Origin of the sequence: Methylobacterium sp. Leaf466 (genome assembly GCF_001425565.1) — a bacterium.
Taxonomy (GTDB): domain Bacteria; phylum Pseudomonadota; class Alphaproteobacteria; order Rhizobiales; family Beijerinckiaceae; genus Methylobacterium.
Window position 1 is genome coordinate 48703 of record NZ_LMRC01000001.1, and the last position, 18722, is coordinate 67424.

15 protein-coding genes are annotated in these 18722 nt (G+C 68.8%); 4 read left to right on the forward strand and 11 right to left on the reverse strand.

Features of this window, described 5'->3' with window-relative positions; genetic code table 11:
• Window positions 1-1252 precede the first annotated feature (1252 nt).
• From ASG59_RS00185 to ASG59_RS00220, 8 genes are all read right to left on the reverse strand, one after another.
• Entirely contained in the window at window positions 1253-1966 is a 714-nt protein-coding gene (locus ASG59_RS00185) for a helix-turn-helix transcriptional regulator (RefSeq protein ID WP_156399052.1), read from the reverse strand.
• Window positions 1967-2096: 130 nt separating this feature from the next.
• Complete coding sequence (locus ASG59_RS00190) at window positions 2097-2570, reverse strand: VOC family protein (RefSeq protein ID WP_156399072.1); 474 nt, start codon at window positions 2568-2570, stop codon at window positions 2097-2099.
• A 165-nt stretch (window positions 2571-2735) separates the two neighbouring features.
• The gene (locus ASG59_RS19580) at window positions 2736-5744 is read right to left on the reverse strand and encodes a PAS domain-containing protein (protein ID WP_156399053.1); all 3009 of its coding nucleotides are present in this window, start codon (window positions 5742-5744) and stop codon (window positions 2736-2738) included.
• A gap of 176 nt (window positions 5745-5920) precedes the next feature.
• Window positions 5921-7117 (reverse strand): HWE histidine kinase domain-containing protein, encoded by a 1197-nt coding sequence (locus ASG59_RS00200; protein ID WP_056406670.1) that lies wholly within the window; start codon window positions 7115-7117, stop codon window positions 5921-5923.
• 67 nt (window positions 7118-7184) lie between these two features.
• Window positions 7185-7469, reverse strand: a complete 285-nt coding sequence (locus ASG59_RS00205) for a hypothetical protein (protein WP_056406306.1) — start codon at window positions 7467-7469, stop codon at window positions 7185-7187.
• Window positions 7470-8603: 1134 nt separating this feature from the next.
• On the reverse strand, window positions 8604-9605 hold the full coding sequence (locus ASG59_RS00210) for a sensor histidine kinase (protein ID WP_055883601.1): 1002 nt from the start codon (window positions 9603-9605) through the stop codon (window positions 8604-8606).
• A gap of 264 nt (window positions 9606-9869) precedes the next feature.
• On the reverse strand, window positions 9870-10133 hold the full coding sequence (locus ASG59_RS00215; RefSeq protein ID WP_056406308.1) for a hypothetical protein: 264 nt from the start codon (window positions 10131-10133) through the stop codon (window positions 9870-9872).
• A gap of 41 nt (window positions 10134-10174) precedes the next feature.
• Window positions 10175-10801 (reverse strand): 2-hydroxychromene-2-carboxylate isomerase, encoded by a 627-nt coding sequence (locus ASG59_RS00220; protein WP_055883604.1) that lies wholly within the window; start codon window positions 10799-10801, stop codon window positions 10175-10177.
• A 186-nt stretch (window positions 10802-10987) separates the two neighbouring features.
• On the opposite strand from ASG59_RS00220, the gene ASG59_RS00225 reads away from it, so the two are divergent.
• Window positions 10988-12244, forward strand: a complete 1257-nt coding sequence (locus tag ASG59_RS00225; protein WP_056406310.1) for an argininosuccinate synthase — start codon at window positions 10988-10990, stop codon at window positions 12242-12244.
• 83 nt (window positions 12245-12327) lie between these two features.
• On the opposite strand, the gene ASG59_RS00230 is transcribed toward ASG59_RS00225, so the two are convergent.
• The 3 genes from ASG59_RS00230 to mtgA all read right to left on the reverse strand — a co-directional run bounded on the left by ASG59_RS00230 (window position 12328) and on the right by mtgA (window position 14749).
• Entirely contained in the window at window positions 12328-12906 is a 579-nt protein-coding gene (locus ASG59_RS00230; RefSeq protein WP_056406312.1) for a hypothetical protein, read from the reverse strand.
• Between the two features lie 33 nt (window positions 12907-12939).
• Window positions 12940-13929 carry a DUF4424 domain-containing protein gene (locus tag ASG59_RS00235; RefSeq protein WP_056406314.1) on the reverse strand — a complete coding sequence of 330 codons (990 nt, stop codon included), beginning with the start codon at window positions 13927-13929 and terminating at the stop codon, window positions 12940-12942.
• Between the two features lie 82 nt (window positions 13930-14011).
• Entirely contained in the window at window positions 14012-14749 is a 738-nt protein-coding gene (gene mtgA, locus ASG59_RS00240; RefSeq protein ID WP_156399054.1) for a monofunctional biosynthetic peptidoglycan transglycosylase, read from the reverse strand.
• Between the two features lie 44 nt (window positions 14750-14793).
• On the opposite strand from mtgA, the gene ASG59_RS00245 reads away from it, so the two are divergent.
• From ASG59_RS00245 to leuB, 3 genes are all read left to right on the forward strand, one after another.
• Window positions 14794-15756 carry a polyprenyl synthetase family protein gene (locus tag ASG59_RS00245; protein WP_055883618.1) on the forward strand — a complete coding sequence of 321 codons (963 nt, stop codon included), beginning with the start codon at window positions 14794-14796 and terminating at the stop codon, window positions 15754-15756.
• Window positions 15757-15977: 221 nt separating this feature from the next.
• On the forward strand, window positions 15978-17462 hold the full coding sequence (locus ASG59_RS00250) for a SulP family inorganic anion transporter (protein ID WP_156399055.1): 1485 nt from the start codon (window positions 15978-15980) through the stop codon (window positions 17460-17462).
• 124 nt (window positions 17463-17586) lie between these two features.
• A complete protein-coding gene (gene leuB / locus ASG59_RS00255; RefSeq protein ID WP_056406319.1) occupies window positions 17587-18696 on the forward strand; it encodes a 3-isopropylmalate dehydrogenase in 1110 nt (369 codons plus the stop codon).
• Window positions 18697-18722: the final 26 nt, after the last annotated feature.

Below are 18722 nucleotides of genomic sequence, written 5' to 3' on the forward strand. Positions count from 1 at the left end.
TTCCGGCAGGTTTGCGTCGCTGACGTCGGTGCCCGCATAGGCGAACAGCTCCCCGATGTAAGGCTCCGAGTACGCGCCGCGCCCTCCGTCACGGTCCGGGTAGAGCCCCTGGACCGCGATCAGGTAGGTCATGACGAGGGCCGGCTGGCCATTGGCGAAGGCCTGGCCGGATCCGCCAGCCGACGCCGGGGCGTTGGCGTTCGTCAGCGAGACGGTGGCGGAGCCGACCTGCTGGCCGATCACCGTCGATGCGTCGTCGCCCATGACCGCCCGTCCCGTGAGGTCGGGCAGGCGGAACGTGGTCCCGTCGCCGCCGTAGGCCGTGCCGAGCGCGGCGTAGAGAAGTGGATAATCCGCGCTGTTCAGCAGGCGTCCGTCGGCCGGGAGGAAGCCCTCCGGTACGATGTCGAATGCCGTCTGCATCAGAGTCCCGGCCCGATAGGTGCCGAAGAATCCATTGACCGAGATCAAGTAGTTGGCGGCCTCCGAGGACTGGTGGTTGTCGAAGGCCTGGCCCTGTCCGCCGAGGTTGGCCGGCAGGTTGGCGGTGGTCAGGGCTGTCGCGGTGGTCCCGCCGTGCTGTCCGAGGCCGGTCAGGAAGCCGCCGCCGACACCGACCGACACGTCGCCCATGAAGTCGGGCAGCTTGAAGGTCGTCCGGCCATCGCCGCCGTAACGCGTTCCGAGTATCGAGTAGAGCGCCTCGTTACCCCTGATGTTCAAGGTCTGGCCGCTGACATCCACGCCCGGCGCGTAGGACGCGGCGGTCAGCCGGATGACGCCCATGTATTCGTCGTCGTTCTGTGGGGCCGTGCCGGGGCCGCCGCTGCCGGCCGTGGGATAGAGCCCCTGGGTCGTGATGTAGGACTTCACCACGAGCGACGGCTGGGTGTTGCTGACGGACTGCGACATGACATGGCCCCCGGCCCCGGCGATCCCCCTCCGATCGGGAGGCGTCGTCGGTCCTTCTTGTTCGCGGTGATCTGCACGCCTCACCACGACCGCGAGAGACTGTCCGTCTCGCGGTCGCACAGGCGCCTTCTCGCACAGTGGCATAGTGGGCCGGCGCGGCCGGCGCATCATCCATATGGATGATGCGCCTTAAACGTTAGCGAGCATTCACCGGCTTTGATTAACTGTGGCCAATCTGCGGCAGTATCTCGATAGTCGAGGCGGTCGACGTTCAGTCGAATACCAACACATGTTATAAGGTAGGCAGCGATCGCTCGATCCGGGGCGGCTTGCACGATCGTCAAGGCAGGCCCGCCAGGCGCGATGCCAATGCAACGAGCTCGACCTGACCGCGCGTCCTGGTCTTGCCGAAGATCGACACAAGTTGTTTGCGGACCGTGGCAAGGCTCACGCCCTGCGCCGCGGCAGCCTCGGACGGGCTCGCGCCGCCCGTGAGGAGGATGGTGAGACGCGCTTCGGCGGGAGTTAGGTCGAAGACCTGCTCCATCGCGAAACGGTCGGGCGCCACCGGCCGGTCGAGGTCGATCAGGAGCAGGGCGGTATCGCTGCGCTCGCCCCCCGCCTGTGCGATCGGCACCGCACGCAGAAGGAGCGGCCGGCGGCCTTCGCGCGCGACGACCGTCCAGTCGTCGACCCCGAGGCCCAATCGCCGCGCCCCGCGCGCCAGGAGGGCGCTGACCGCGCCGGCGATCGCGCCATCGTCGGCAGCTGCCTCGCCGACGAGGGCGGTTTCCTGCCCCAGCACGGCCCGGCCCTGCGCATTCATGGCCTGGACCGCGCCGAGGTGATTCAGGATCACGGTGCCGCACCCCAGCCGGCCGAGGGCCTCCAGGAGCGCCGACCCGGGATGCACCCGGGCGCCCTCCCGTTCGAGGCTGCCCGGCCGGGGGCTTTGCCCGGAGGCCACAAGCGTTTCGAACGCCGATTCGTCACGACGATGGCCTCGACTGTCCGCCACGCTGCCCCGCCGCGTCTGGTTGCGCAGGACTACCATGGGGGACGCCGGCCGTCCGTCGCGCGACGTGTCTGAGCGTCCCAGATGTCGGCCCGACCCGTGCCGCCCGGCCGTCTCGGGTCGCGAAGGGATACTTCGCGCCCGGGCGGGCGGCGCAGCCGAGGTGCCGTCAGGTCTCCATGGCCGCCTCGATCGCCGCGACGTCGATCCTGCGCATGGCCATCATGGCCGAGAACGCCCGTTGCGCCGCCACGCCGCCGGCCGCCAGCGCGGAGGTGAGGACGCGCGGCGTGATCTGCCACGAGATGCCCCAGCGATCCCTGCACCAGCCGCAGGCGCTTTCCTGGCCCCCGTTGTCCACGATGGCGTTCCACAGGCGATCCGTCTCGGCCTGATCGTCGGTGGCGATCTGGAAGGAGAAGGCCTCGCTGTGCCGGAAGGCCGGGCCGCCGTTGAGGCCGATGCAGGGGATCCCCGCCACCGTGAACGCGACGGTCAGCACGTCGCCGGCCTGTCCCGACGGGTAGTCGGCCGGCGCCCGGTGGACGGCGCCCATGGTGCTCTGCGGGAATGTCTCGACGTAGAAGCGGGCCGCGGTCTCGGCGTCCTTGTCGTACCAGAGGCAGATCGTGTTCTTGGCGATCATCTTGGCTTCCCTCCTCGCGCTGCCGGCGACAGGGCATCGCCCGCGACCCTCAGGGACGCGGCGGCAGGCCACCATCCAAGCATCGTGCGCCCGAGCGTGCAAAGCGCGGCGATCGCGATCCGCGACGGTGTGCGGGAGACGACGGTCCGTCGGCGCATGTGTTCACGAGGCGGCCGACCCGCCGCCGCGCCTGCGTCGCGCGGCGACCTTGCGCAGGGTCCGCGAGAGCTGCTCGACCGAATAGGGCTTGTGGAGGAGCTCGAAGCCGTCGGTCCCGTTGCGGGCGAGCACGTGGCTGTAGCCGCTCGCGAGCAGGATCGGCAGGTCCCCGTGGAGGCGGCGGATCTCGTGGGCGAGCTCGATGCCGTTCATGCCCGGCATCACGACGTCGGTGAAGACGACATCGAAGCGCGTCGCGTTTCCGGAGAGCTCCGCGAGGGCCTCGTCGGCGTTGGTCGCCCAGACCGTGGCATAGCCGAGTTCGGCGAGGGTCTGGGTGGCGAAGGTGCCGACGTCCATGTTGTCCTCGACCACGAGGATCCGCATGCCGTGGCCGTCGCTCGACGGTTCGTCGTCGGGCGCTGTCGTCTGGGCGATCCCGCCAGGGGGGACCTGCGGGAGATAGAGCGTGAAGGTCGTGCCGATGCCGGGGGTGCTCCGAACCTCGATCTCGCCGCCCGACTGCTTGGCGAAGCCGAACACCTGCGACAGGCCGAGGCCGGTCCCCTGGCCGACGCCCTTGGTGGTGAAGAAAGGCTCGAAGATGCGCTCGATGTCCTCGGGGGCGATGCCGGCGCCGGTGTCCGCGATCGAGACCGCGACGAAGTTCCCGGACCGCGCGGGATGGGAGCGCATGGCCGGCACCTGCGACGTCGCCGCCACCGCGATCGTGAGGACGCCCTCGCCTTCCATGGCGTCGCGGGCGTTGACCGCCATGTTCACGATGGCCGTATCGAACTGGCTCGGATCGGCGTCGATGTAGCAGGCCGTCTCGGCCAGCCGGGTGACGATGCGGATACGCGCACCGGTGAGCGTGCCGACCATGTCGGCGACCCCCGTGACGCTGCGCCCGACATCGAACACCTCCGGCTTGAGGGCTTGGCGCCGGGCAAAGGCGAGGAGCTGCCCGGTGAGCTTGGCCGCCCGGGCCACCGTGTCGGAGATCGCGCCGACGTAGCGCTGCCGCCGTTCCTCGGGCAGGTCGGGACGCTTCAGGAGGTCGGTGGACGACTTGATGACCGTCAGGAGATTGTTGAAGTCGTGCGCGACTCCCCCGGTCAGCTGCCCGACCGCCTCCATCTTCTGGGCCTGGCGCAGGGCATCCTCCGCCAGTCCGAGTTCGCGCGTGCGCTCCTCGACACGCTGCTCCAGCGTCTCGTTGAGATGGCGCAGCTCGGCCGAGATGCGCTTCTGGTCCTCGATGTCCGTATTGGTGCCGACCCACCGCAGCACCTCGCCGGACGCGCCGAGGATCGGCTCGGCGCGCACGAGGAACCAGCGATAGGCGTCGTCGAACCGGCGGATGCGGAACTCGGCCTCGTAGACGTCCCCGGTGGCCACGGAGGCAGCCCAGGTCAGCCCCGCCGCCTCGATGTCGTCGGGGTGGACGATGTTCGTCCAGGTCGTGCCGTCGAGTTCGCCCGGCTCGGCCGCGCAATAGGCGTAGACCTGATCGTTGAACCAATACAGGAGCCCGTCCGCGGACGCGGCCCAGACCTGGTTGGGCATCACCTGGGCGAAGACGCGGAACTGCTCTTCGCTCTCGCGCCTGGCCGCATCGGCCCTGGCCCGTTCGACCGCGTCCCAGACCCGCGCCGCCACCTCCTCGACGAGCTCGACCTCGTCCTGCGTCCAGGCCCTGCGCACCCGCTGGTTGACGTAGAGCGCCGAGCGCAGCTCGCCCGACCGCACCAGGGGCACCGCGATCAGGGCGGCGATGCCGTAGTTGCCAAGCCCCAGACCGGCCGTGCCCGGATCGGCCTCGACGTCGGCATAGACCGATGTCCGCCCCGCCCGGAGGTTGGCGATGTTGCCCGGACCGAATGCGTCCAGGGGATAGGTGCCCACGAGGGGCCCCACCCGGTCGAGATATTCGGTCTCGAGGGTGACGGTGTCGCCGTCGGGCTCGATCAGGCCGTAGCCGACCCGATCCGCGCCGATGTGGCGACCGAGGGCGTCGACCGCCGCCTGCATGGCCGCGCGCGGGTCCGCCTGCCCGCGCAGGCCGTCCCCGAGGGCGAGCATGAACGCCTGCCGGCGCTCGGTGGTCCGTAGCGCTTCCTCGGCCCTGACCCGCTCGGTGACGTCGTAGCCGCCGGCGAAGATGCCGGTGACCGTTCCCTGGTCGTCCCGGATCGGCTGGTAGAGGAAGTCGATGAAGCGCGTGTGGGGGTCGCCCGCGAGCTGGATCGGCATCGCCTGCGCCGAGAAGGGCAGCCCGGTGCGATAGACCTCGTCGAGCAGGACGAGGAATCCCTGTACCTCGATCTCGGGAAAGACGTCGCGCACCTTCCGCCCCACGAAGGTGCGCGGACCCGAAAGGGCGATATAGGCGTCGTTGACGTGTTCGAAGACGTGGTCCGGACCGGCGAGGACGGCGACGAAGCCCGGCATCTGCTGCAGGAGCTGGCGCTGGCGCCTGCGCTCGCCCGCCGCATGCCGCTCGGCCTGGACCTGGAACGTCGTTTCGGTGCAGGCGCAGAACAGACCCGCGATGACACCGCCCTCGCCCGGCACCGGCGTGTATGAGAAGGCGAAATGCGTCTCTTCGGGGTAGCCGTTGCGATGCAGCGTGAGTTCGAGGTCGTCCATATGGACGGGTTCGCCCGCGAAGACCCGGTCCATCAGGGCACCGACCGACTCGCTGACCTCGGGCCAGACCGCGAAGAACCGGCGTCCCATGGCGGTGGGGTGGCGCGCCGCCAGCATGGGGGCGTAGGCGTCGTTGTAGAGGAGGATGCGGTGCTCGCCCCAGGCCACGAACATCGGCTGGCGCGAGCCCAGGAGCACCGTGACCAGGGTCATCAGCGGCGGGGGCCACGTCGCCGGCTCGCCGAGTTCCGACGCGCTCCAGTCGTGGGCCCGCATCAGTGCGCCCGCCTCCCCGCCCCCCGGAAAGGTGGACGCCCATGGCTCGGCGCTCTTTCCGGCCAGGACGGGAGAATCGATCACGATGACGCTCACGGGACGGCCCGGGCTGGCGGGCTGCGCAGCGGCGCCCGGCACGGCCACGCGGCGGTCGCCCGATCGCGAACGAGGTGGAACCCGAGATCGATCATGGAAACGCGAACACTCATCGTCGGGACTTTCCTCAGCCGCCGTCTACACGATCGATCCAACCTCGCGGCTCACACCGCTTCGAGGGGGATGTCGATGGTGCACACGACCCCTGCCGGCTCGTAGTCAATCTGCACCTTGCCTCCGAGTTCGCTGGCAAGGCCCCGCTCGATCATCCGCGTGCCGAACCCGCGCCGGGTTGGCGTCGTCACGCTCGGGCCCTTCCGTTCCTGCCATCGCAGAGTGAGACGCGGCCTCGCCTCCTCCGAGCCGTTCTCCCGGTCGAGGATGGCCCACGATACCGTCACGGTGCCGACGTCGTTCGACAGGGCCCCGTACTTGGTCGCGTTCGTCGCCAGTTCGTGCAGCATCATCGACAGGGCGAGCGCGGTGCGGGGCACCACCCGGACGGCGTCGCCCTGCCAGCGACAGCGTTGCCGGTCGGCGTTGTGGAGGTTGAGCGCGTCGTCGACGAGCCGGGTGAGCTCGGCGCTCTCCCATTTCTCGGCGGTGAGGACGTCGTGGGCCTTGGCCAGGGCGATGAGCCGTGCCGTGATCGCCTCACGGGCGTCGTGCAGCGAGGCGGCCGTGCGCAGCGACTGGGTCGTGAAGGCCTGGACCGTGGAGAGGGTGTTCTTCACCCGGTGGTTGAGCTCGTGGATGAGGAGCTGCTGATGCTCGCTGGCAAGCTGCGCCTCGGTGAGATCCCTCAGGATCTTCAAGAAGCCGGTCAGGCCGCCCGCGTCGTCGCGCATCGGCATCATCAGGCCGTTGGCCCAGAACTGCACGCCGTCCTTGCGCAGGTGCCAGCGGTTGTCGTCGGCCCGGCCGTCGGTGACCGCGAGCCGCATCTCCTCCTCGGCAATGGCTTCCCGGTTGTCGTCGGGTGTGAAGATGACGTTCACGGGGCGGCCGACCGCCTCGTCCTCCGCCCACCCGAGCAGGTTTTCCGCCCCCGTGTTCCAGCCGGTGATGCGGCCGGTGAGGTCGATGGTGAAGATCGCGTAATCCTTCGCGCTCTCGACGGCGAGGCGATACCGGGCCTCGCTGGCCGCGAGCACCATCGAGCGCGCCTTCAGGTCCGCCAGGGCCCGTTCGAGTTCGGCCGCACGCTCCCGTTCGAGCGCGAGGGCGGCTCGGCCCTCGGCGATCTCGCGCTCGTCCTGGGCCCGCGCCGAGGGGCTCTCCTCGGCCAGGCGCTGCACCGCCTCGTCGAGGGCCCGCCTCAGACGCGCGATCTCGGCTTCGAGCGCGGCTTCCCGGTGCATCGGCTGGTCCTCCCGCGGAACCTCGTGCGGAGGCATGGACGCGTCGCGGTCGCTCAAATCGGTTTCCTCACAATCTCTCGGTGCTCGCTCCGCAGGGGCGGCCGAACAAGGCGTCCTTGCGGGCGCGCCAGGCGTCGTTCGAGGGCCACTTGTAGTCCCGGTCCGCCATAGGGGGGATCCCCCTCACCTCGGCGCGGAAGAACGGCGGGATGACACTGTCGCGCTCATGCGACACCTTCATCGCCCGTATCGGCACGACGATGCCGTCCTCGCCCGGGCTGAAGAAGCCGCCCGAGTCCATGACCGCGTCGATGCGCCGGTCCGTCGGCGCGAAGACGGCGTTCCTGACCATGCCGGCGATCCTGTCGGCCGAACCGCAAGCCTCGGCTCCGATGATCCGGTCCGCCCGCAGGCCCGAGGAGCGCGCGCCGACACCGACGTAGGAAGGATCGCCTGTTCCGACGTGGCACCGGCGATCCGGCATTCGGCCAGGGCGCGAGTAGTTGGGAACGCGCCGCCGCGGAAGGCGGCCGGCAGGCCGTGAGGGAGTTTCATGCATTGCCTTGGTGAGCCGACGGTGGCCACGACGTCCGGGCGATTCGCGGATGTCGTTCGTGCGACGAGGCGCTTTTACTCGGGTGCGACGCGCACGCCGACCCCGACTGTCGACAATCGGAAACCCTTTCGAACGGGAAAAGTTTCGCTTGGCCTTGGCGGTGCGGAGCGAAGATCAAAATATTGTTCGGATTCACGCGACGGCTTTTGCCGATATCTGCCTTCAATCAGGAAGATACCTAACTCACGACGACTTGGGGGCGCCGAGACGTGAGGCCGCAGGGCTCCGGCGCGGGCCACCCGCAGGCCATCGCGGCTGCGATCATCCCGTTCGGATACGGCATGCGACAGCCGATGTCAGTGGGTGCCGAGTGTCTCTCCGCGACGATCAGGCGGGAGCACATCCTACTCACAGGCGCCGACGCCCTCGATTTGCGACCAGCGATAGCAACGAAATAGATTGACAGCGGAAAAACACAAATGACCGAGCGGGTTCAGTTCGAAATCAAGACGAAAAGAAAATGGAATAAGGATTCGTCATAAGATATTCGGAACAAAAAATTGTGTCGTCACTTTACCTTAGCCATGCGGTCGCGCTCCGATTGTCTGTGGCAAGGAGCCTTCCCATGGTCATATTGGACCCGGTCAGCGGTCATCGCATCATCCTTCAAGCGGCGGCAACGTCGTCACCGCGCCCCCGCCGGACCGGCCAGACGACCGATGCCGCCGTGCAGAACGGCGGTGCTCGATGTCCGACCGTCCCGAAGACCCATGACGCTTCGACGGTGCGTCGCCCCCGTTCATAGAACCGACAGCCGGGCGTGGGCGGGGCCCGGGCCCGCCGGCGCGTTGGGACACGGATCGTTCGCATCCCTGTCGCTCACGGCCGCCGCCACGGCTCTCGACGTCTCGCGTCGGCCGAGGCCGGACCTCACGCCACCAGGTAGGCCTTGTTCATCTGCAAGGTGACCACCACGCCGGCCTCGTCCCAGGTCCGTTCCACCGCGCCATCGAGCTGTTGGGTCATGGCCCGGTTCAGGAGCTTGCTGCCGTAGCCGCCGGGCCCCGTGGGAGCCGATACCCGCGGGCCGCCTCTTTCCGTCCAGGTGATCACCACGGTGTCCTCCTGCACGGGGCAGGAGATGTCGAGGGTGCCCGTGGCGACCGAGAGGGCGCCGTACTTGAGCGAGTTGGTCGCCAACTCGTGGATGACGAGCGCCAGCGTCGTCGCCGCCGCCTCCCCCACTCCCATCCTGGGCACCGAGACGCGGATACGGCCGCTGAAGGCGCCCATGTCGTCGTAGGGCGCCAGCAGGATCGACAGCAGGTCGCCGAGAAGGGCGGCCTTTCCCTGGCCGCCGGGCAGCGGACGGACGAGGTCGTGCGCCCGCCCGAGGGCGGTGAGGCGCTGGGTGAGCTCGCGCGCCATGTCGGTAGTGGTGGAGGTGGAACGCGAGGTGATCGCTGTCAGCGAAGCCGCGATCGCCAGCAGGTTCTTGACGCGATGGCTCATCTCGCCCGCCAGCAGCTCCTGGCCTTCCTCGGCCTGCTTGCGCCCGGTGGCATCGAGGAAGATGCCGAACATGATCGCCCCGACGATGCCGTGGTCGTCGCCCTGGCCCCGGGCGGAGATCCAGCGGACGTCGGTGCCATGGAGGACGCGGAAGTCGGTCTCGTAGGGACCGAGGATGGCCCGGGTCGCGGAGAACGCCGCCCTCACCCGGTCCTTGTCGGCGGGATGGATGCGGGAGGAGAGATCCTCGAAGCTGACGCGCTCGCTCATCGGGAGGTCCCAGAGCGTGTGTCCGTACTCGTCCATGGTGAACGTGTCGTCGTCGACGTTCCAGGACCACAGGGCGACACCGGCGGCGTCGATGGCCAGCCGCAGATGCCGAGGGGTCCATGTGGTGCACGTCGGTGGACTGGCTCTCATGTCGATCGTCTCCTCATGCCAGCCGCGAGATGCGCAGTGGCGGATCCGGCGCCGCCGAGGGGCGGTCGATCGACCGGACCGCGCGACGTCTCATCGACATCCACAGGGCATCGTGACCCAAGAACGGCATGGCATTCAAATGTCGGGAGCTGAACCATACGGTAGTTTTTCGGAAATGTCGCGCATGTAAAAAATCTGTTTTTCAAGAGGTATTCATATTGCCAAGCGTTGTCGGTCTGGCGATGGTTTAAAAAATAAATGATATCAGAAGTAAAAATTGTCCTTGTCGGAGAGTTGTGCGCCGTGACGCCATGGCCGGATCGTGCCGACCGGACTCGGCCCCGCGTTTCTCCGCTGCTCGGCGTCGACGCCGACTGCCGAGACGGCACGGATCCCGTGACCGCCGCGGTCGTGGCCGCCGGCCCCGCCTTGGGCCGATGCGACCTCGCGGCAGATGCCGAACGACCCGTGCGATCCCTCGAACCACGACGCCCCGGACAAGCATTTGGCCGGGGCGGTCGCCTGCATGGTCCGCGCAGGCGCCACCCGCTCGATCCGTCGGTAGCGTCTCAGCGCAGCGTGCCGGGGCGGTCTCCCACCGACCAGGCCAGCGCCTGATCGAGGCGGTCGTTGCCCCAGAACAATTCGCCGTCCTCGGTGAGGAAGGTGGGGGCGCCGAAGATGCCGCGCGAGCGGGCTTCCTCGCCGTTCACCCGCAGGCGGCCCTTGTTGGCCTCCAGGGCGGCGGCCTTGAGGATCACCGTGCCGTCGAGGCCGAGGCCGTCGAGGAGCGCCACCACCGCCGAAGGCTCCGCGATGGATTGGCCCTTCGCGAACACGCTCTCGAACACCGCCTTGGAGAACGGCACCAGCCAGTCGTGGTCCATGCCGTAGGTGGCCGCTCGGGTGGCGCTCAGGCTGTTTTGGGGGAAGGGGTTGGGCCGCGTCAGCGGCGGCAGCGCCAGCCGGGCGGCCTCGCGCTCGACGTCGCGCCACATCGCCTTGCCCTTGGCCGGGAAGAGGTTGAAGGGGGAGGAATTCCAGCCCTGGGCCGCGAAGATCGGACCGAGCAGGAAGGGTCGCCAGCGGATCTCGACGCCGGCCGCCGCCGCCGCCGCCTCCACGCGCATCGCCGCCAGATATGAGTAGGTGGACGCGAATTCGTACCAGAATTCCAGGGTCGGCCGCCGCGCCATTCGTCGCCTCTCCAGGGTGGTTGGTCGGGAAGGACCGTGGCGTGACGCACCCTATGCCGCAAGGCGGCGGCGCGTCACCGGTCTCGGGGGGGCGAACGCACGGGCGGCATGGCGGTTGCACGGCGTATCGCCCGGCTGGTAAGCCCAAGAGACCCCGATCACGACCCGTCGAGCGAAGCGAGACCCATGACGTCCGAGACTCCCCAGGCCGAGCTTCCCAAGACCGTCAAGAAGGTCGTCCTCGCCTATTCCGGCGGTCTCGACACCTCGATCATCCTCAAGTGGCTGCAGACCACATACGGCTGCGAGGTGGTGACGTTCACCGCCGACCTCGGCCAGGGCGAGGAGCTGGAGCCGGCTCGCCGCAAGGCCGAACTCCTCGGGATCAAGCCCGAGAACATCTTCATCGAGGACCTGCGCGAAGAGTTCGTGCGCGACTACGTGTTTCCGATGTTCCGCGCCAATGCGGTCTACGAGGGCGTCTACCTGCTGGGCACCTCGATCGCCCGGCCGCTCATCGCCAAGAAGCAGATCGAGATCGCCGAGAGGGTCGGCGCCGATGCGGTCTGTCACGGCGCCACCGGCAAGGGCAACGACCAGGTCCGGTTCGAACTCGGCTACTACGCCCTCAAGCCCGACGTCACCGTCATCGCCCCCTGGCGCGAGTGGGACATGCGCTCGCGCGAAGCCCTGATCGCCTTCGCGGAGGCGCACCAGATCCCGATCTCGAAGGACAAGCGCGGCGAGAGCCCATTCTCGGTGGATGCCAACCTCCTGCACGCCTCCTCCGAGGGCAAGGTGCTGGAAGATCCCGCCGACGAGGTTCCGGACTACGTCTACTCGCGCACCCTTTCGCCGGAGGGCGCGCCCGATACCCCCACCGTGGTCACCATCGGCTTCGAGAAGGGCGACGCGGTCTCCATCGACGGGGTGGCGATGTCTCCGGCCACCCTGCTGGCCAAGCTCAACCAGCTCGGCCACGACAACGGCATCGGCCGCCTCGATCTCGTGGAGAACCGCTTCGTCGGGATGAAGAGCCGCGGCATGTACGAGACGCCGGGCGGCACCATCCTGCTGCCGGCCCACCGCGCCATCGAGTCGATCACGCTGGACCGCGGCGCTGCCCACCTCAAGGACCAGATCATGCCGCAATACGCGGAGCTGATCTACAACGGCTTCTGGTTCTCGCCGGAGCGCGAGATGCTCCAGGCCCTCATCGACAAGAGCCAGGAAATGGTCACCGGCGAGGTCCGGCTGAAGCTCTACAAGGGCGGCATCCACGTCATCGGCCGGTCGAGCCCGAACTCGCTCTACGACCAGGACCTCGTCACCTTCGAGGAGGGCGCGGTCGCCTACGATCACCGCGACGCGGCCGGCTTCATCAAGCTCAACGCGCTGCGGCTGCGGACCCTGGCGCAGCGCAAGAAGCTGCTGGGGGCATAAACGCGCCGGACAAAAGAGGCCGGCGCCCGGTCGGTCCCGGACGCCCCCGGGGCGAAAGCTGGAGGCCGACGCCGGCTTTCACATCACGCGAGCGGTCTGGCCGGAAACAACCCGGGGCCGAGGTCGGCGTACCGCAGGAAGATCTGCAGGGCCGGCTGCATCTCGTGATGGAGCGGACCGAGGCCGGCAACGTCTCGCACGGCGCCGTAGGGCGCCTCCGTGTCGACCGCCGGGATGTCGCGGCCTTCGTCCCAGACGATTGCCAGGGCCGGGATCAGCGCCAGGTGCTCGGTGATCACGTCGAAGGTGATGTGCTCGGGCGTTTCCCCGGTGTCCTCGTCGCGGAACACGTCGCCGACGTCGTCCGAGGCGAGCTTGGCCAGGGTGTTGTGATAGGCGTAGCGGCCGGGCTTGAGGACGGCGTGGATGACGAACACCGCCAGCGCATCGCCGAGCGCCCGGTGTTCCTCGTCGGCGCCGTCGTCGTCGCCGGTGACATTGGCGATGTCGCCGTCACGGTCGGCGCTGCCGTAGGGCGCGTCGGGATGGACGATCGGGGCACCCACGCCCTCGGGGTTCCATGCCACCACCATCCGGCGGATCAGCGCGATGCGCTCGAGGGTGAGATCAACGGTCGGCTCGGTCGGTGTCGGTTCGGGCATCGGGGGTCTTTCGAGAAGCATTCCAGCTTGGCTCTATCGGATACCGAGAGCCTCCGCATCCTGGGAGACGTAGAGGACCCGCAGGTCGGCATCGGGCACGAAGTTCGTGGCGGTGAAGGAGAAAGTACTGGGCCCGGTCTTGACGAGACCGTTCCGGCACAGGCTCACGAGGGTCTTCGGATGCCCCTTGTCGATGGTCAGCGCGAAGGTACCGATGGTCCCGGCCCAGTTGCGCGCCGTGGTGACGATGTAGGGGACCACGACGCCCCGCACCGCATCGTCCTTGCCCTTTCCGGCGAGAAACCGACGCACGCCCGCGACGCCGGCATCATCGAGGCAGTAGCGCTGGCGGAAGGCGCGGTCGTCGAGGTCGCTGCGTCCGATGAGGATGCTGCCCTTCACCGGCCGGTAGGCATGCTCGATGACGAGATCGCGCCCGGCCGGAAAGGTCTGATCCCAATAAAACTTGGCCTCGCTGCGCCATTGCCCGCCATCGGGGCCCTCGTCCTCTGGGATCAGCCCCGCGGCGGCGAGTTCGGCCTTCGCCGTCGGCGTGAGCTTGGCCACCGCCGCTCCATAGGCGTCCCGGCGCATGGGATTGAGGGGAACGGCGTGCTTGCGCAGGAGATCGCTGACCTCGCGGGCTCCCAGGAAGGCGCGTTCCTCGAGGTGCGGTGTCAGCGCCTGACCGTCCACCGTCACCGTGAACCCGACGAAGTTGGCGCTCGATTCGTCCGGCAGGCTCTGCGCGGAACTGGTCAGTTCCGCGCCATTGATGGGCGGAAGCGGGAACGCCACCTTGAGGGTGCGCGCGGCCGCCGAGCGATTGCGGAAGACGTAGCGCACGGTGATCCGGTCGAGGCCGATGGTGAGATCCTCGCGAACGAGGGCGACCTCGGGGTCTTTCACCAGGACGAGGCCACCGGCATCGAGTTCGGCGGCACTGTCGTTGGCCAGCGCCTGCGGGGCGTTCAGGGCGGCACACAAGGCGAGCGCGAGGGCGACGCGGGGGCGACAGAGCATGGGGAGACGCGATCCGGAACAGGCAGGTTGGCCGTATCGCCGATCGCCGAGCGGTGCACCAGTACCCGTCCCGTCAAAACCGTCAGCGTTTCAAGCAGCCCATCAGGCCGGAGACTGCATTCATTCGCGCCTGGATGCGCGCGGCCTGCGCTCGCACGCCCCGCGACGGCAGGGCCGGATTGCGCAGGATCGGGTTGGGCAGAACGGCGGCCAGCAGCGCGGCCTCGCCGCGGGTGAGCGCGCGGGCCGGCTTGCCGAACCAACGCTGGGCGGCGGCCTCCGCCCCGAACACCCCCTCCCCCCACTCGGCGACGTTGAGATAGACTTCCAGGACGCGGACCTTGCCCCAAAGCGTGTCGACAACCATGGCCAGAGGAATTTCCAGGGCCTTGCGGACGACAGAGCGGCCCGGCCAGAGGAAGACGTTCTTGACCGTCTGCATCGAAATCGTGGAGGCGCCCCGGCTCGGGCCTTCCTCGTCGTCGACCACGTCGCGCAGGGCGCCCCAGTCGACGCCGCCGTGCTGGCAGAAACGCTGGTCCTCCGATGCGATCACCGCCTGGACGAGCAGGGGCGAGATCGCGTCGAGGCCCACGACGTCGCGCGCCACGGGCTGGAGCGTCAACCATCGCCCCAGCATCAGGGTTGAGGGCGGCGTCACCGCGCTATAGACGAGCGCGAGGCCGACGACGGACACCAGCAGGAGGAGAGGGAGCAGCATGACCACGCCGACCATGCGCCGCAATCCCCCGCTCCGGCGCCCGGCCCGCTCGAGGGGGCGCCCCATGTCCTCCTCGTCGTCCTGATCGCGTCTCACCACACGCAACACCCGCTCGCCTCGCCGCCACCGTCGAAAGACCGACCATGAGTTCAACGCAACCATCGCACGCTTCGGTCAAGGTGGATGCCGCGACGCAGGCCTTTACCCACAAGCTCGGCGCGACGGCCGACGCCGTCGAGGCCTTCCTCGCCGAACGCCTCGGCGACGCGACCCAGACCGGCGAGATCGTCCGTCCGGCGCGGCTGATGGAGGCGATGCGCCATGCTGTACTGGGCGGCGGCAAGCGCCTGCGCCCGTTCCTGGCGGTGGAGACCGCGCGCATGCTCGGCGGCGACGAGGCCGGCGCCCTGGCCGCCGGATCGGCGATCGAGCTCGTCCACTGCTATTCCCTGGTCCACGACGACATGCCGGCCATGGACGACGACGACCTGCGCCGCGGCAAGCCCACCGTCCACAAGGCCTACGACGACGCCACCGCGATCCTCGTCGGCGATGCGCTCCAGACCCTCGCCTTCGAGATCCTGGCCGACCCGACGTGGCAGCCCCAGGCGGCCATCCGGGCCGACCTCGTGCTCGGTCTGGCCAGGGCTTCGGGCCTCGGCGGGATGGTCGGAGGCCAGATCCTCGACCTCGGCGCCGAGGGCCGGTTCGGGCCGGTGTCGCTCACCGTCGAGGACACGCTCCAGCTCCAGGCCATGAAGACCGGCGCGATCCTGGCGTTTTCGGTGGACGCCGGCGCCCTGGTGGGCGGCGCGACCTCGGACCAGCGCGCGGCGCTGCTGCGCTACGGCCTGGCCCTGGGCCAGGCCTTCCAGATCGCCGACGACATCCTCGACCGCGAGGCCTCGCCCGAGGCGATGGGCAAGGCCACCGGCAAGGATAAGGACGCCGGCAAGGCGACGCTGGTGGACCGGCTCGGCCTGGACGGCGCACGGGCCGAATGCGACCGGCTGGTGGATGTCTGCGACGCGGCCGTCGTCTCCTGGGGCGAGAAGGCCGAGACCCTGCGTCAGGCAGCGCGCTTCACGGTGATGCGGACGGTCTGACGCGGACTCCCTGCCACGCCCGGCGATGTTGCGTCGCGGCAAGGGCGTGGTATGGGAGCGCCATGCATCTCAAACGGTTCATCGACTTCCTGGGGCTGACGCCGCCGTAGCGGCCGCGTCGTCCGAAGTCGTTCGCCCGGCCCGCCAGCGGCGGCCGGGTCCGTGATGCCTGGCCCCTGCCGGCGCGATGCGCGCGGGGCTTTCGAAAGCCGTTTATTGCGATGTCGATCCAGCACCTCCGGAGCGAGTGGGCTCCCAACGTCACGCGTGAAATCCTGGCGGGCACCGTCGTCGCCCTGGCGTTGATCCCGGAGGCCATCGCCTTCTCGATCATCGCCGGCGTCGACCCCAAGGTCGGGCTCTACGCCTCGTTCTGCATCGCCGTCGTCACCGCCTTCGCCGGGGGGCGGCCGGCGATGATCTCGGCGGCCACGGGGGCGATGTCCCTCCTGATGGTCACTCTCGTGAAGGACCACGGCCTCGGCTACCTGTTCGCCGCGACCATCCTCACCGGCCTCATCCAGGTCGGTGCGAGCCTGCTTCGCCTGGGCGACCTCATGCGCTTCGTGTCGCGCTCGGTGGTCACCGGCTTCGTCAACGCCCTGGCGATCCTGATCTTCCTCGCGCAGATGCCGGAGCTGATCGGGCGCGGCACCGGTGTCTACGTGATGACGGCGGTCGGCCTCGGCCTCATCTACGGCCTTCCCTACCTGACGAAGGCCGTCCCCTCCCCGCTCGTCACCATAGTCCTGCTCACCGGGGTTTCGATGTGGTTCGGGCTCGATCTGCGCACCGTCGGCGACATGGGCGCGCTTCCCGACGAGCTGCCGTGGTTCGCCCTGCCGCAGGTGCCGCTTACCCTGGAGACCCTGCGGATCATCCTGCCCTACGCCCTCACGCTCGCCATGGTCGGCCTGCTGGAGAGCCTGATGACGGCGGCGATCCTCGACGAGATGACCGACACCACCTCCGACAAGAACCGCGAGTGCGCCGGCCAGGGCCTCGCCAACGTCACCGCCGGCTTCTTCGGCGGCATGGCCGGCTGCGCCATGATCGGCCAATCGGTGATCAACGTCTCCTCGGGTGGGCGGGGCCGGCTCTCCACCCTCTGGGCGGGCGCGTTCCTGCTCTTCCTCATCGTGGTGCTCGGACCCTATGTGGCGCAGATCCCCATGGCGGCCCTCGTTGCGGTGATGATCATGGTGTCGATCAACACCTTCCAATGGAAGTCGGTGCGCACGCTACTCACCCACCCCAAGAGCTCCAGCTTCGTCATGCTCGGCACCGTCGTCGTGGTGGTGGTCACCCACGACCTCGCCAAGGGCGTGCTGTTCGGCGTCGTCCTGAGCGGCCTGTTCTTCGCCCACAAGGTGACGCGGTTCTTCTCCGTCACCGCGCACCGCGACGAGGCGTCGAACCGGCGGCGCTACGTCGTGACGGGCCAGATCTTCTTCGCCACGGCGGAGGCGTTCCATGCCGCCTTCGACTTTCGCGAAACAGACCTCGCCGCCGTGGCGATCGACCTGACCGCCTCACACTTCTGGGACATCAGCAGCATCGACGCCCTCGACCGCGTCGTGCTCAAGTTCCGTCATCAGGGCGTGCCGGTGGAGATCGTCGGCATGAACGAGGCGACGGCCAGTCTGGTCGACCGCGTCGGCCGTCACGACAAGCCCGGCGCGACGCTGACCCGCGGCGGCCATTGATCGTTCGGGACGGCGGACCCTCGGGTCACGGGCGGCGGGGGAGCGCCCACTCCCTTGCCAACGGCCGGACGGTCTCGCTACAGCCGCGCGGTGCCGTGATCATCCCGTCAGCGAGTGCCCCGCCATGACCAGCTACAAGCTCCTCCTCCTGCCCGGCGACGGAATCGGCCCCGAGGTGATGGCCCAGGTGGAGGTGGTGCTCGGCGTGCTGAGCGGCGCCGGTCTCGCGCGCTTCGAGATCGAGCGCGACCTCGTCGGCGGGTCGGCGATCGATGCCCACGGCGTCCCGCTCGCCGATGCGACGCTGGCCAGGGCCGATGCGGCCGACGCGATCCTGCTCGGCGCCGTCGGCGGGCCGAAATGGGCGACCGTGGCCTACGAGATCCGTCCCGAGGCCGGCCTGCTGCGCCTGCGCAAGGACCTCGGCCTCTTCGCCAACCTGCGCCCGGCGATCTGCTACCCGGCGCTGGCCGATGCCTCGGCGCTCAAGCGCGACCTCGTCGAGGGCCTCGACATCATGATCGTGCGCGAGTTGACCGGAGGCGTCTACTTCGGCGAGCCCAAGGAGATCACCACGCTACCGGACGGCTCCAAGCGTGCCGTCGATACCCAGGTCTACACCACCGCCGAGATCGAGCGGATCGCGCACGTGGCCTTCGACCTCGCACGCAAGCGATCGGGCCGGGTCTCCTCGGCCGAGAAGCACAACGTCATGAAGTCGGGCGTGCTGTGGAAGGAGGTGGTCACCCGCGTCCACGCCGAGCACCATGCCGACCTGACGCTCGAGCACGTGCTGGCCGACAACTGCGCGATGCAGCTCGTGCGGCGCCCCAAGCAGTTCGACGTGCTGGTGACCGACAACCTGTTCGGCGACGTGCTCTCGGACGTGGCGGCGATGCTCACCGGCTCCCTCGGGATGCTGCCCTCGGCGTCCCTGGGCGCCGTCGACGGAAAGGGCACCCGCAAGGCGCTCTACGAGCCGGTCCATGGTTCGGCCCCCGACATCGCCGGCCGCGACATCGCCAACCCCATCGCCATGATCGGATCCCTGGCCATGGCGCTGCGCTACTCGTTCGGCCTCGGCGAGGCCGCCGACCTCGTCGACCGCGCCATCACCGACACCCTCGCCTCGGGCGCTAGGACGGCTGACATCGCCGGCGAGGGGATCGCCGCTATCGGCACGGCCGCCATGGGCAAGGCCGTCGCCGACGCGCTGGCGGCGCGCCTGCGCTGACGGGAACGAACAAAAGGCGCCGGCCC

Excerpts from the sequence above, each read along its gene's own strand:
- ASG59_RS00225 (WP_056406310.1), top strand. The coding sequence starts at position 10,988 with ATGACGTCCGAGACTCCCCAGGCCGAGCTTCCCAAGACCGTCAAGAAG.
- ASG59_RS00205 (WP_056406306.1), bottom strand. The coding sequence starts at position 7,469 with ATGGTCAGGAACGCCGTCTTCGCGCCGACGGACCGGCGCATCGACGCG.
- ASG59_RS00185 (WP_156399052.1), bottom strand. The coding sequence starts at position 1,966 with ATGGTAGTCCTGCGCAACCAGACGCGGCGGGGCAGCGTGGCGGACAGT.
- leuB (WP_056406319.1), top strand. The coding sequence starts at position 17,587 with ATGACCAGCTACAAGCTCCTCCTCCTGCCCGGCGACGGAATCGGCCCC.
- ASG59_RS00200 (WP_056406670.1), bottom strand. The coding sequence starts at position 7,117 with ATGCACCGGGAAGCCGCGCTCGAAGCCGAGATCGCGCGTCTGAGGCGG.
- ASG59_RS00220 (WP_055883604.1), bottom strand. The coding sequence starts at position 10,801 with ATGGCGCGGCGGCCGACCCTGGAATTCTGGTACGAATTCGCGTCCACC.
- ASG59_RS00245 (WP_055883618.1), top strand. The coding sequence starts at position 14,794 with ATGAGTTCAACGCAACCATCGCACGCTTCGGTCAAGGTGGATGCCGCG.
- ASG59_RS00235 (WP_056406314.1), bottom strand. The coding sequence starts at position 13,929 with ATGCTCTGTCGCCCCCGCGTCGCCCTCGCGCTCGCCTTGTGTGCCGCC.
- ASG59_RS00250 (WP_156399055.1), top strand. The coding sequence starts at position 15,978 with ATGTCGATCCAGCACCTCCGGAGCGAGTGGGCTCCCAACGTCACGCGT.
- ASG59_RS00210 (WP_055883601.1), bottom strand. The coding sequence starts at position 9,605 with ATGAGAGCCAGTCCACCGACGTGCACCACATGGACCCCTCGGCATCTG.
- ASG59_RS00230 (WP_056406312.1), bottom strand. The coding sequence starts at position 12,906 with ATGCCCGAACCGACACCGACCGAGCCGACCGTTGATCTCACCCTCGAG.
- ASG59_RS00215 (WP_056406308.1), bottom strand. The coding sequence starts at position 10,133 with ATGCAGGCGACCGCCCCGGCCAAATGCTTGTCCGGGGCGTCGTGGTTC.